The sequence below is a fragment of the Kribbella sp. NPDC004138 genome, from assembly GCF_053603655.1.
Window position 1 is genome coordinate 132,850 of the sequence record NZ_JBSGFZ010000027.1, and the last position, 12,467, is coordinate 145,316.

General features: G+C 69.7%; 12 protein-coding genes. 8 read left to right on the forward strand and 4 right to left on the reverse strand.

Annotated features, from left to right (window positions below):
- Positions 1 to 46: 46 nt before the first annotated feature.
- Together serC and ACWEOO_RS33170 are read right to left on the reverse strand one after the other, a co-directional pair.
- Positions 47 to 1,171 carry a phosphoserine transaminase gene (gene serC / locus ACWEOO_RS33165; RefSeq protein ID WP_452146391.1) on the reverse strand — a complete coding sequence of 375 codons (1,125 nt, stop codon included), beginning with the start codon at positions 1,169 to 1,171 and terminating at the stop codon, positions 47 to 49.
- A gap of 181 nt (positions 1,172 to 1,352) precedes the next feature.
- The gene (locus tag ACWEOO_RS33170) at positions 1,353 to 2,204 is read right to left on the reverse strand and encodes a phytanoyl-CoA dioxygenase family protein (RefSeq protein ID WP_452146392.1); all 852 of its coding nucleotides are present in this window, start codon (positions 2,202 to 2,204) and stop codon (positions 1,353 to 1,355) included.
- A 100-nt stretch (positions 2,205 to 2,304) separates the two neighbouring features.
- Here ACWEOO_RS33170 and ACWEOO_RS33175 point away from each other — a divergent pair, with 100 nt between their 5' ends.
- A complete protein-coding gene (locus tag ACWEOO_RS33175; RefSeq protein ID WP_452146393.1) occupies positions 2,305 to 3,078 on the forward strand; it encodes a helix-turn-helix domain-containing protein in 774 nt (257 codons plus the stop codon).
- Here the strand turns inward: ACWEOO_RS33175 and ACWEOO_RS33180 are convergent.
- Positions 3,075 to 4,187: a citrate synthase 2 gene (locus tag ACWEOO_RS33180; RefSeq protein ID WP_355701117.1), complete on the reverse strand. Its 1,113-nt coding sequence runs from the start codon at positions 4,185 to 4,187 to the stop codon at positions 3,075 to 3,077. The two genes, ACWEOO_RS33175 and ACWEOO_RS33180, sit on opposite strands and share 4 nt — an antisense overlap.
- A gap of 345 nt (positions 4,188 to 4,532) precedes the next feature.
- Here ACWEOO_RS33180 and ACWEOO_RS33185 point away from each other — a divergent pair, with 345 nt between their 5' ends.
- The 3 genes from ACWEOO_RS33185 to pdxH are packed head-to-tail and all read left to right on the forward strand — an operon-like array spanning position 4,533 to position 7,474.
- Positions 4,533 to 4,910: a hypothetical protein gene (locus ACWEOO_RS33185; RefSeq protein WP_452146394.1), complete on the forward strand. Its 378-nt coding sequence runs from the start codon at positions 4,533 to 4,535 to the stop codon at positions 4,908 to 4,910.
- Positions 4,911 to 4,941: 31 nt separating this feature from the next.
- Complete coding sequence (locus ACWEOO_RS33190; protein WP_452146395.1) at positions 4,942 to 6,822, forward strand: hypothetical protein; 1,881 nt, start codon at positions 4,942 to 4,944, stop codon at positions 6,820 to 6,822.
- Between the two features lie 10 nt (positions 6,823 to 6,832).
- Positions 6,833 to 7,474: a pyridoxamine 5'-phosphate oxidase gene (gene pdxH / locus ACWEOO_RS33195; protein WP_363717871.1), complete on the forward strand. Its 642-nt coding sequence runs from the start codon at positions 6,833 to 6,835 to the stop codon at positions 7,472 to 7,474.
- Here pdxH and ACWEOO_RS33200 read toward each other — a convergent pair.
- A complete protein-coding gene (locus tag ACWEOO_RS33200; protein ID WP_452146396.1) occupies positions 7,423 to 9,597 on the reverse strand; it encodes an MMPL family transporter in 2,175 nt (724 codons plus the stop codon). The two genes, pdxH and ACWEOO_RS33200, sit on opposite strands and share 52 nt — an antisense overlap.
- 116 nt (positions 9,598 to 9,713) lie before the next feature.
- Here ACWEOO_RS33200 and ACWEOO_RS33205 point away from each other — a divergent pair, with 116 nt between their 5' ends.
- The 4 genes from ACWEOO_RS33205 to ACWEOO_RS33220 form a co-directional block, all read left to right on the forward strand.
- Positions 9,714 to 10,421 carry a TetR/AcrR family transcriptional regulator gene (locus ACWEOO_RS33205; RefSeq protein ID WP_355701122.1) on the forward strand — a complete coding sequence of 236 codons (708 nt, stop codon included), beginning with the start codon at positions 9,714 to 9,716 and terminating at the stop codon, positions 10,419 to 10,421.
- Between the two features lie 283 nt (positions 10,422 to 10,704).
- Positions 10,705 to 10,998, forward strand: coding sequence for a hypothetical protein (locus tag ACWEOO_RS33210; RefSeq protein ID WP_359927245.1), 294 nt, complete (start codon positions 10,705 to 10,707; stop codon positions 10,996 to 10,998).
- A complete protein-coding gene (locus ACWEOO_RS33215) occupies positions 10,998 to 11,984 on the forward strand; it encodes an SPFH domain-containing protein (RefSeq protein WP_452146397.1) in 987 nt (328 codons plus the stop codon). The genes ACWEOO_RS33210 and ACWEOO_RS33215 overlap by 1 nt, the downstream gene beginning before the upstream one ends.
- Before the next feature lie 4 nt (positions 11,985 to 11,988).
- Positions 11,989 to 12,467 (forward strand): ABATE domain-containing protein (locus ACWEOO_RS33220; RefSeq protein WP_452146398.1); only part of this gene is annotated, 479 nt, incomplete at its 3' end.

The window sequence follows — 12,467 nt, forward strand, 5'->3', positions numbered from 1 at the left end:
CCGCCGCCCCCCGGACGGGGAGCGGCGGCTGTGAAGGGCAGTGCGGTTACTTGAGGTTCTCGACCACGTAGTCGATGGCCTGGGTCAGCTTCTCGACGTCGTCTGGGTCCACGGCGGGGAACATCGCGACGCGGAGCTGGTTGCGGCCGAGCTTGCGGTACGGCTCGGTGTCGACGATGCCGTTCGCGCGCAGCGTCTTCGCGACCGCGGTGGCGTCGATTGCGTCGTCGAGGTCGATGGTGCCGACCACGAGCGAGCGGGCGTCGGGGTCGGTGACGTACGGCGTGGCGTACTCCGACTTCTCGGCCCACGTGTACAGCCGGTTGCTGGAGTCCGTCGTCCGGGCGACGCTCCACTCCAGACCGCCCTGGCTGTTGATCCAGTCGGTCTGCTCCGCCATCAGGAACAGCGTGGCCAGCGACGGGGTGTTGTAGGTCTGGTTCTTGCTGGAGTTGTCGACCGCGGTCGCCAGGTCCAGGAACGCCGGGATCCAGCGGCCGGACGCGGCGATCTCCTCGACGCGCGCGAGCGCCGTCGGGCTCATCAGCGCGATCCACAGGCCGCCGTCGGACGCGAAGCCCTTCTGCGGTGCGAAGTAGTAGACGTCGGCCTCGTTGAGGTCGACCGGCAGGCCGGCCGCGCCCGAGGTGGCGTCGATCGCGACCAGCGCGCCCTCGTCGGCGCCCGCGGGCCGCTTGACCGGGGCCATCACGCCGGTGGAGGTCTCGTTGTGCGGCCACGCGTACAGGTCGACTCCGGCCTCGGCCACCGCGACCGAGCGGCTGCCGGGCTCCGCCTTCACGATCGTCGGGTCGGCCAGGTGCGGTGCCAGCTGAGCGGCCTTGGCGAACTTCGAGGAGAACTCGCCGAAGCTCAGGTGCTGGCTCTTCTCCCGGATCAGCCCGAAGGTCGCGACGTCCCAGAACGCGGTCGAGCCGCCGTTGCCGAGCACCACCTGGTACCCGTCGGGCAGCTGGAAGAGCTCGGCGACGCCCTCCTGGACGCGCTTCACCAGGTTCTTCACCGGCGCCTGCCGGTGGGAGGTGCCGAGCAGCTTCGCGCCCTCGGTCGCCAGCGCGGCGACGGCTTCCGGACGCACCTTCGACGGACCGGCGCCGAAGCGGCCGTCGGCGGGCTTGAGCTCTGCAGGAATCTGAATCTCGCTGGTCACCAGCGCGTTCCCTTCGTCGTCTGCCAACTAGTAGGCCGACGACGCTGTCAGCGCACCCCATCTTCGCACACCGCCCCCAGCCCGCCCCGCCAAGGTCCACTTTGTGCATCGGATCCGCGCGCCGGGCGCCCCGCCGTACGGATCCGATGCACAAAGACGGGCCCAAGGGACGGGCGGCGGGCTACTCGTGCTTGCGGTCGATGGTCTGGGTGCCGGTGAGGAGGGCGACGGGGCCGTCGGGGGTGTCGGTCCACTCGCCGCAGGCGCCGCCGCCCTCGGCCACCTCGAGCGTCAGTTCGGTGCCGTCCATCCGCAGCGCCGGGTGGTAGTACTGCGCGACGCGCTCGGCCTCGCCCTCGATGTAGTGACCGATGAGCGCGCGCCGGAACCGGTCGGTCGTCGTGTTCGGGTTGCTGCCGTGGACCAGCGCGCCGTGGAAGAACAGCACATCGCCCGGCTCCATCACCACCGGTACGGCGGCCTCGGCCGGCGGCAGCGGGACGGTGACATCGGTGAAGCTGACCGTGGTGTCGGCCTTCTCCGTGCACAGGATCGGCCACCGGTGCGACCCGGGGACGACCTCCAGGCAGCCGTTCGCCTCGTCGACCCGGTCGAGCGCCATCCAGGCCGCGACGCAGGTCCCGGGATCGGCCTTCAGGTAGAAGTTGTCCTGGTGCAGCGCCTGCCCGCGCGAGCCCGGCGGCTTGAAGTAGATCATCGTCTGCACGGCGTACGGCGACCTGCCGAGCAGCGTCGTCATCACCTCGTCGATGCGCGGGTCGATCATCCACCGCAGCGACTCGTCGTCCCAGCGGTGCATCTGCGCCATCCGCGGGTACCGCTTGAGCGGGTCCCGGTCGGTGGACGTGTGACCCGCGAAGTCGTGCGCCCGCGGCCCGTGCTGCCGGACGTCCATGTAGTGGTCCCGCAGCCGCTCGGCCTCGGCGGGGGAGAACAGTCCCCGCACCAGCGTGTACCCGGTCCGCTCGAACTCCGCCCGGTGCACCTCGGCGATGTTGTATGAAACGCTCATGCACGACTCCCGCGAAGCTGTCCTAGGATTCCGTCGACTCCAATTTTCCTGCCGAGGCGTGACACAAGGCCACGGACGATCCACGCGAGGAGTTGAACTTTTGTCGCATCGGCTGCGGATCGAGCGGATGACGGCGCCGACCTTCTGGCGCTGTGAGGCGAGCTGGTCCTGGACGTCGCGCCCGCTGTCCGACCACCTGCTCTGGTGTGTGCTGGACGGGCGTGGCGAGCTCGAACTCGCCGGCCGGCGGCGCGAGCTGCGCCCGGGCGTGTGCGCGGTCTTCGAGCCGGGTGACGCGCCGCGGGCAACGCACGACCCGCACCGGCGGCTGCTCGTCTTCGGCATGCACTTCGACGTCGGCCCCGATCCCGGCGTCAGCGCAGGCGTGGCACCCGAGCCTCGCTGGGGCGAGGTGAAGGACCGCGAGTTCCTCGGCATCCTCGCCCGGACCAGCGACGCATCGTACCGCCGGGCGGACGCACTGGGCCGGCACCAGGCCGAACTGTGCCTGGAGCAACTGGTCGCGCTGGTCCGGGACGCCGTCCACCACCCGGGCCGCAGCGCGACCGACGCCCCGGTCGACGACATCGCGAGGCAGCTGCGGCAGGACCCGGGCCGGGACTGGACCGTTGCGGAGATGGCGCGCCGCGCCTCGCTCAGCAGGGCCCAGTTCACGCGTCGTTTCGTCACGCAGCTCGGGATGTCACCCGCGCAGTACCTGATCCAGGCGCGGATCGACCGCGCACACCAGTTGCTCACCGAGAGTGGCATGACCGTCACCGAAACGGCCGCCGCCCTCGGCTACACAGACGTTCCCTACTTCAGTCGCCAGTACAAGCAGCGCACCGGCCGCACCCCGAGCCAGGACCGCTAGGCCCAGGATGGGTTCCAGCCCTCGACCGAGTCGGCCGGACGCGTCGCCGGGCCCGAGTAGATCGCCGACGGGCGGATCAGCCGGCCGGTGCGCTTCTGCTCCAGCACGTGCGCGCTCCAGCCCGCGGTCCGCGCGCAGGTGAACATCGACGTGAACATCGGCGGCGGCACCTCCGCGAAGTCCAGGACGATCGCCGCCCAGAACTCCACGTTGGTCTCCAGCACCCGGTCCGGACGCCGCTCGCGCAGCTCGGCCAGCGCGGCCTGCTCCAGCGCCTCGGCCACCTCGTAGCGCGGCGCCGCCAGCTCACGCGCCGTACGGCGGAGCACCCGGGCGCGCGGGTCCTCGGCGCGGTACACGCGGTGCCCGAAGCCCATCAGCCGCTCGCCCGCGTCCAGCAGACCCTTCACGTACGCGCGGGCGTCGCCGCTGCGCTCCACGCCTTCGATCATCGTCAGCACCCGCGCCGGCGCGCCGCCGTGCAGCGGCCCGGACATCGCACCGACCGCACCGGACAGCGCCGCGGCGACGTCCGCCCCGGTCGAGGCGATCACCCGCGCGGTGAACGTCGATGCGTTCATGCCGTGCTCGGCCGCGGACGTCCAGTACGCGTCGACCGCCCGCACGTGCTTCGGGTCCGGCTCGCCGCGCCAGCGGATCATGAACCGCTCGGTGATCGTGGTCGCCTTGTCCACCTCGCGTTGCGGCACCATCGGCTGCCCGATGCCGCGCGCCGCCTGCGCGACGTACGACAGTGCCATCACGGCCGCGCGGGACAGGTCCTCGCGGGCCTGGACGTCGTCGATGTCGTACAGCGGCCGCAGCCCCCAGGCGGGTGCCAGCATCGCCAGTGCGGACTGGACGTCGACCCGAACGTCGCCGGTGTGCACCGGCAGCGGGAAAGGCTCGGCCGGCGGCAGACCCGGCGTGAACGCGCCGTCGACGAGCAGGCCCCAGACGTTCTCGAACGGCACCCGGCCGACCAGGTCCTCGATGTCCACGCCGCGGTAGCGGAGCGCCGAACCTTCCTTGTCCGGCTCGGCGATCTGCGTGTCGAACGCGACCACACCCTCCAGCCCGTGCTGCACCTCGGTCCTCGGATCAGACATGCGACTCCCTCGTCCTCGTGTCGGGACACAGGCCCACCAGGAGAGCCCGCGCACCCTGGGCGCTCAGGCAGCATAGTTCTCGGTGACGGCGTGCGGACAGATTTGTGACCGGTTCGGAGGTTCCCGGGGTGGACCGCACCGAGGTCTAGTCTCGAGGCATGACCAAGCCCCTCCCCGCCCTCGGGCTCGTGATCGGCGTCATCGCTACCTACGTCGCCGTGGGTACGGCGTCCTATGCCACCACCCGGCTGACGGTGCGTCTGCAACTGTTCCGCGACAACCTGGGCGAGATGCTGCCCTGGCTCGCGCTGCTGGTCGTCATCGCGGTCGTGCTCGGCACTGCTGATGATGGCGCCGGCGATCGGCGCCGGCGTGACCACCGGATCGGGGCTGCTGCTGACCGTGGTCGGGCTGGCCGTCATGCTGCTGCCGGTGCGGCAGTCGTTCGACCTGGTGAAGCTCTTCCAGTTCCCGGGGTCGCGGTTCGGCTCGTCGTACCTGCTGTTCGACGGCTCGGTCATCCTGCTCGGCATACCGCTGTTGCTGGTCGGCATCCGGCGCTGGAGCCAGGAGGCCAAGCTGGCCAGGCTTCCGAAGCCACCGGGGCTCCAGGACTCCTCCGGCTACCAGTCGACCTACCCCACGCAGCAGTGGGGCGGCTACCCGGGCCAGCAGCCGTATCAGCCGCCACAACACCCGGGCCAGCAGCAACCACCGCGGTAACTTTCCCGGCGGAGCCCGCATCTGGCTCTGCATGGAAACGCTGATCGCCTACACCTTCGCGAGCGACAGCGCGGCGCGGGCCGCTGCCGGTCGTGCGCGCGTGGAGGCGTACTACGGCGCCCTCTGGCGGAACGAGGCCAAACACCAGGGGTACGACGGCCTCACGGTCGGACTGCACATGTGGGACCGCCACGACGGCTCCTGCCTCTGGCCGTCGTGGCACGACACCGGTGACATCCGCGTGGCCAGTGTGCACGCGCCGCTCGGCTATCAACGGCTGATCGGCGACATCGAGCCGTACGACGCCCCGGCGCACCTCGCGAAGGCGGTACGGCGTACTCCGGCACGCTTTCTCGACCTGGCGCCGCCGTTCACGATGGCCGTCCTGGATCCCGCTGCGGAACGCCTCGACCTGTTCACCGACTCGGTCGGCGTCGGACGGCTGTTCCAGTTGCGGCTGCGCGACGGATGGGTCTGGAGCAATCGGCCCGCCGCAGCCTTGCTCTTCGCGGGCGTGCCCGCCGCGGCAGCGTCCAGGGGCTGGACCTTTGCCGCGGCCTGCGGCTGGTTCATGGACGACAGCACGCCGTACGACGGGGTGCTGACCGTTCCCGGCGCAACACACATCGTTGCCGACGGCCACCGTCAGCAGCGCACCGTCAGCCGGATCGAGACCACCAGTGTCTGGTCGACGGACAACGCGGACACCGCGGAAGAGACGGCGGCCGCCCTGCAGGACGTGGCGCGATCGGTCGGCCGGCTGTGGCCGGGCAGGCCGACAGTCGACCTGAGCGGCGGCCGTGACTCGAGGGTGGTCGCGGGCGCGTTCTTGGCAGCGGGCGTCGACCTGAAGCTGAACAGCTACGACGCGGTCCCCGGCGAACTGGACGTCGCGGAGTCCCTGGTCGAGTTGCTGCCGCAGCCGATCGAGCACGTCGTGAGCCGGAAGACACCGGGCAAGCCTGTGCCGGCCAAGCCGATCGCCGCGCCACCGTCGCTCGAGATGGTCGACCGAGCGCTGCGCTGGCATCGGTACGCCGAGGGGCTGCGGCCGGCCAGCTACCTCTTCCACACGCCGCCGGCATCGCTCGCCGGCGTCACTCATCTCGCGATCGGCGGCGCAGGCGGAGAGGTGGCGCACGGCCACTTCTACCCGCGCGACGTCCTGCAGCTCGACGCGCTACCGCTGCAGCCCAAGCTGCATGCCTTCAGCAACCATCTGCAAGCTCGGCTGGTGCCGGCCGCGGGACCTGCGGGCGACGCACGCTCAGCCGTTGCCGAGCAGGTCGACCGGGTCCTGCGGGCCGCGGTCCACGGCGGCATCGAAAACGCGACGATGCTCGACTACTTCTACGTCGTCGAGCGCCTGCGCCGCTGGGGTACGACGGGGGAGCGCACCGGCGTCGTCTCGCCGCTCCTGATCCCTTCGTTCGTCCGGTCGGCCTTCGCGCTCGACCCCGCGCAACGCCTTGAGAACGCCTTGCATCGCGAGCTCGTCCGGCGGCTGGTGCCCGCGTGGACCGACGTACCGTTCTTCACACCGAGTCCGACGGTGAGCACGCGCAGGCGCCCGGCGAAGGTCCGTTGCCTCGCCGACGCAGCTGACCGCGACCTGATCGAGCAGTTGCTCCGCGACGTCGAAGGATTCGAGTCGCTCGGCACGCTGTGGGCCGCGTCCGTCGCCGGGGCCAGTTCGGCTGCAGGCGAGGCGACGCTCCGTCAGGCGCTCTGGCGCGCCGCTTTCGACCAGCACGTGGCCGAGGTGAACCGGCACATACCGAACGCACCCACGAAAGCTCCAGCAGCCACGCCCAAGCCGCCCGGCCCGCGTCGTCGCGGCCCGCTGGTGCGCGCGGTCAGACGCAGCAGGTTGTGGAGGGCCTATCGGCGAATCCAGCGCGGCCGTCAGTAGGCTCGTGGTTGTGGACCTTGCGGAGATGCGGGAGACGTACGGACTCGGCGAGCTGCTCGAGAGTCAGGTCGCTGCCGACCCGGTCGTGCAGTTCCAGACCTGGCTGGAGCAGGCCAGGGCGGTCGGCCTCGCAGAGCCGAACGCGATGGTGCTCGCGACGGCCGACACGGACGGACGTCCCTCGGCGCGGACCGTACTGCTGAAGCGCGTCGACGAGCGCGGGTTCGTCTTTTTCACCAACCAGCAGTCCCGTAAGGCCGACGACCTGGCCGCGAATCCGCACTGCGCCCTGGTGTTCCCGTGGCACGCGATGGAGCGGCAGGTCCGGATCGAGGGCACCGTCTCCAAGCTGCCCGGTGACGAGGTCGACGAGTACTTCGCGAGCCGCCCGCGCGAGTCACAGCTCGGCGCGTGGGCGTCCCAGCAGAGCCAGCCGGTGGAGTCTCGCGAGGAGCTCGACCTGCAGTACGCGTCGTACGAGCGGCAGTGGCCGGAGGGCACCGAGATCTCCACGCCCTACTTCTGGGGCGGCTACCTGGTCGCCCCGGAGGCGTTCGAGTTCTGGCAGGGCCGCACCGGCCGGCTGCACGATCGCCTCGCCTACCGCCGGACCAGCTCGTCCTCCTGGGAGCTGCTCAGACTCCAGCCCTGAGGTTCCTCGCGGAAACCGTGCCGCGACCACCACTGCGCGAACGGCCGCGGCGCCCACCAGTTCGCCCGGCCGAGCAGCCGCATCGTCGCCGGCACCAGCAGCGCCCGCACGATGGTCGCGTCCAGCGCGATCGCGATCACCAGCCCGACGCCGATCATCTTCACGAACACGATGCCCGAGGTGGAGAACGCGGCCACCACGATGATCAGCAGCAACGCCGCGCTGGTGATGATCCCGCCGGTCCGCTGCAGCCCGAGCGCGACCGCCTGGGTGTTGTCGCCGGTCCGGTCGTACTCCTCCCGGATCCGGCTGAGCAGGAACACCTCGTAGTCCATCGACAACCCGAACAGGACCGCGAACAGCAGCACCGGGTTGGTCGCGTCCAGGAACCCGGCCGGCGTGAAGTCGAGCAGCCCGGACAGATGCCCGTCCTGGAAGATCCACACCATCGCGCCGAACGCCGCGGACAGCGACAGCACGTTCATCAGCAGCGCCTTCGCCGGCAGCACGAACGAGCCGAAGGCAACGAACAGCAGCGCGAACGTCACCAGCACGATGAAGCCGGCCATGTACGGCGCGCGTTCCTTCAGCACATCGAGCAGATCGATGACGGCGGCCGTCTCTCCGCCCACCTCGACCTCAGTGTCAACAGGCGCCGGCACCGCCCTTACCGCGTGCACGACGTCCCGCGCCGGTAGCTCCTGCGCGGTGTAGTGCGTGTGCACGACAACCGACGCGACCCCGTCTCTGTAACCACCCAGCCGTACATTCTCCACGTCCCGCACCTGCTGCAACGACGCGATGTACGGCGCCAGCGCCGCCGCGGGATCGGTCGGCGCGGCGGAGAACCGCACCGCCGCGTAGATGTCCGAACCGCCGGCTCCCGGGAAGTCGCGCTGCAGCGTCTCGGTCACCGTTCGCGAGGTGGCGCCGGCCGGCAACGACCGGTGGTCCACGCCGCCGAGCTGTGCGCTCAGGAACGGAATACCCAGCACCAGAAGCACCGGCACGAGGATCAGCACGTAGCGCACCGGCCGCCGCATCACGCTGTGCGCCAGCCGGTACCAGGCGCCGTGCTCGGCGGCCGCGCGACGGGTCTTGAAGATCCGCAGGTTGTTGACCCGGTGGCCGAGGACCGCGAGCAACGCCGGCAACGCGGTCAGGGCCGCGAGCATCGCGATCGCCACCGCGGCCGCGCCGCCGTACGCCATCGACTTCAGGAACATCACCGGGAACAGCACCAGGCTGCTGATCGCCACGCCGACCGTCACGCCGGAGAACGCCACCGTCCGCCCGGCGGTCGCCATCGTCGCGGTCAGCGCCGTCTCCACATCGTTGCCGCGAGCAAGCTCCTCGCGGAACCGGGTGACGATGAACAACGCGTAGTCGATGGCCAGCCCGAGACCGATCATCGTGACGATGTTGATCGAGAAGATCGACACATCGGTGATCGCGGACAGGCCGCGCAGCAGCACGAACGCGCCGAGGATCGCGAGCGCGCCGACGAACAGCGGCAATGCGGCGGCGACCAGGCCGCCGAACACGACCACCAGCAGCACCAGCACGATCGGCGTCGAGATCGACTCGGCCTTCACGATGTCGTGCTCGGTCTGCGTGTTGACCTCGTCGAAGACCGCGACCTCGCCGCCGACCTTCGTCTCCAGCCCGGTGGGACCCGTCCGGACCTGCGAGGCGATCCGGTGGAACGTCTCGAGCCGCTCCTCCGGCGTCGCGCCGGCCAGCGTGAGCACGGCGTACGTGCTGTGCTGGTCCTTGGAGACGAAGACCGGTGACTTGGTGCCCCAGTACGTGGCGACCTCGGTCACGTCGGCGGCCGGCAGACCGGACAAGTGCTGCTCGACCGCTTGCCGGAACGCGGGATCGGCCACGGTCGACGACGGGCTGCGGTAGAGCACGACCACGTCGGTGCCGGTGCGGCCGACGTTCTGCTCGATGGTCTTCACGGCGTTCGCGGCCTCGGTGTCCGGCGCGTCGAACCCGCCGTTGGCCAGCGAGCCGAACACGCCGGTTCCCCAGGCGAGGCCGAGGACGACGAACAGGCCGGTCAGCGCGAGCACCAGACGGCGCCGCCGGTAGGCGAAATGGCCGAGCGTCTCGAACACGGAACTGTCCCCCAGGGCGTAGATTGAGCGGCAGGAGCTTGAGTGAACAGCGTTAACTGTTAACGGTGTTCACTCTATGCTCGTCCCCTACGGTGATGTCAAGGAGAGTTCTTACGGTGGACAGCCGGGATCGGCGACGCGCGGCGACGGTGGCGGAGATCAAGGCGGCGGCCCGCCGGCTACTGGTGTCCGGCGGTACGGCGGCGGTCGGTCTGCGGGCCGTGGCCCGTGAGCTCGGCCTCACGCCGCCGGCGCTGTACCGGTACTTCCCGAGTCACGAGGCCTTGATCAGCGCCCTGATCGCCGAGCTGTACGACGAGCTGACCGCGGCGCTGATGGACCTGCAGTCCACGGACGGCGAAGTGGATCTCGGCGCCCGGCTGTACCTGCTCGCCAACGGCCTGCGGGACTGGGGCCTGGCGCACCCGGCCGAGTTCGCGCTGCTGTTCGGGACGGCGGTGCCGAGCCCGGACGCGGAGGACCACGAGGAGACCCCCGGGCATCAGGCGGCGATGCGTTTCGGCTCGGTGTTCAAGGAACTGGTGGCGCAGATCTGGCACTGGAAGCCGTTCCCGTATCCGCCCGACGAGGTGCTCGGGTCCGAGCTGGTCGCGCAGCTCACCCGGGAGTCGGAGCACTTCGGCGGGATGCCGGCCGGCGCGATCTACCTGTCGCTGACCTACTGGACGCGGCTGTACGGCCTGATCTGCATGGAGATCTTCGGCCAGCTGCACTGGGTGCTGCCCGACGCGGCGGCGTACTTCGAGGCGCAACTGTTCGAGATCGGCCAGGCGCTCGGGCTGGACTGCCCGGCCCCTGAGTAGCGGTCCGGACAGAAAGAAGCCCGCGAGCGCTTCCAGGGACACGACCGGGTGGCCGAACTCTGGGTCAGGCGGACTGACCTGACTGCCCGCGGGCCCGGTGGCGGCGTTGGATTGGCCGACCACATGCCCACTAACTTGTGGTTGGCGGTTAGCCCGCCGCCACCTCACGAGTCCGATAGCAATTCATGCGTTGGACCACCTCCCTTCGCGTGTACTGCGAACCTACTGCCACGCGGTTCGCCCTTCAACCGTTTTTCGCCCAGGGATGAACCACAATCAGGACATGATCAGACTCGGACTGCCGGCGATCGTGCTGTTGATCGGAACCGCCTGGGTTGCGTGGGCGTCGTACCGCCGGGCCGTGAACGCGGAGCAGGCACTGGCCGAGCTGAACGCCGAGCACCGGGCGCTGATGCACGAGGTCAGGGCGCTGGAGCGGGCGGTCGCGGCTGCGGAGCAGGGCCTGCGTACGCTCAGCTCGCATCCGTCGGTGCCGCGGGATGTCGCGGTCACCGCCGACCTGACCCTCGCCGATGTCCGGCGACTGGTGAAAGAACACAAGGAGCTGGACGACTGATGGCAAAGCTGGGGAACGCTGCTGCGGCGATCAAGCCCAAACCGGGCGGCAGCGGCAAGGTCAAGGTGATCGGATTCCTGATCCTCGCCGTGATCGTGGTCATCGCGCTGTTCAACATCTTCAACTTCGCCAACACCGACGCGAACCGGATCGGCCTGCACTACGGCGGCGGCGTGATCGAGGACAAGAAGTTCAAGTCGGTCGTCCCGCCGGGCTCGACGAACAAGATGATCGGTCCGGGCGACACCCTGTACACGTACCCGATCGACCAGCGCTCGTACATCATCGGCGGCGACGGCGCGGACACCGACGCGGCCGACGAGGTCACCGTGGTCAGCAAGGACAACGTCCGCCTGGGCGTCCGTGTCCAGGTCTACTTCACGCTCAACCGCGACAAGGACGTGCTGAAGTCGTTCCACGAGCGGATCGGCCTGAAGACCGAGGCGTACGAGGAGCAGGGCTGGAACGACATGCTGCAGAGCTACTTCCGCCCGCAGATCGACCGGGCGCTGTCCGCGGTCGCGACCAACTACGGCTGGGCGGAGCTCTACAACAACGAGAAGATGAAGTCGGCGTTCCAGTCCGCGGCGGCCAAGGAGTTCACCCGGCTGCTCCCGGCCGCGGTCGGCGGCGACTACTTCTGCGGCCCGGGGTACAACGGCAACAACGACTGCGGTGAGCTGTCGTTCACGGTGCAGAAGCCGATGCCGCTGGACAAGGGCATCATCGACGGCCTGGAGGCCAAGCAGCGGGCCGAGCTGGCCAAGGCGACGCAGGAGCAGAAGAACCAGCAGGTCAACGTCGAACTGCAGTCGGTCCAGCAGCAGGTCAAGCTGCTCGGGGCGAACGGCTACCTGCTGAAGTCCGCGATCGAGTCCGGCAAGATCCAGTTCATGGTCATCCCGCAGAACGGCAACGTCAGCATCCCGGTGCCGACCACGACCAACCAGCAGCCGACCACGCAGCCCTCGCAGCCGGCCCGTTGACCCGATGAGTGCGCTGCCGTCCCACCTCGAGCTTGTGCAGGGCGTCGTCCTGCCCAGGCCGGTCGGCGCGCATCCGGTGCTCGACTTCGTCAACACCCGGTCCGAGTGGACCACCCATGGCGCCGCCCGGACCGAGTGGCTGACGTCGTACGAGGCCTTCCTGGTCTGGAACTCGTACGTCGGTCTGCTGTCGCCGGCGACCGTGCTCCGCCTGATCGAGCAGGCCGGGGCGGGCGAGGCGCCGCGGCGGCTGCAGGCCACGCTCGACTTCCGCGCCGAGCTGTACGGCGTACTCACCAGGCAGGCGACCGATCATGCCTTCGAGGCTGCGGCCCGGCTGATCGAGAAGGCCTCCGGCCGACGGCACCTCGCGCGCTCCGAGGACGGCGCACAGTGGGAGCTGCCCGAGGACCTGGAACTCCCGCTGCACCAGCTGCAGCTCAGCCGGCGTCCTGATCTCCCGCACACCCCGAACCGTATGTC

Bases quoted from the DNA above. Each gene is read 5' to 3' on its own strand.
- ACWEOO_RS33190 (WP_452146395.1), top strand. From the start codon at position 4,942: ATGGAAACGCTGATCGCCTACACCTTCGCGAGCGACAGCGCGGCGCGG.
- ACWEOO_RS33180 (WP_355701117.1), bottom strand. From the start codon at position 4,187: ATGTCTGATCCGAGGACCGAGGTGCAGCACGGGCTGGAGGGTGTGGTC.
- ACWEOO_RS33185 (WP_452146394.1), top strand. From the start codon at position 4,533: ATGATGGCGCCGGCGATCGGCGCCGGCGTGACCACCGGATCGGGGCTG.
- ACWEOO_RS33210 (WP_359927245.1), top strand. From the start codon at position 10,705: ATGATCAGACTCGGACTGCCGGCGATCGTGCTGTTGATCGGAACCGCC.
- ACWEOO_RS33170 (WP_452146392.1), bottom strand. From the start codon at position 2,204: ATGAGCGTTTCATACAACATCGCCGAGGTGCACCGGGCGGAGTTCGAG.
- ACWEOO_RS33215 (WP_452146397.1), top strand. From the start codon at position 10,998: ATGGCAAAGCTGGGGAACGCTGCTGCGGCGATCAAGCCCAAACCGGGC.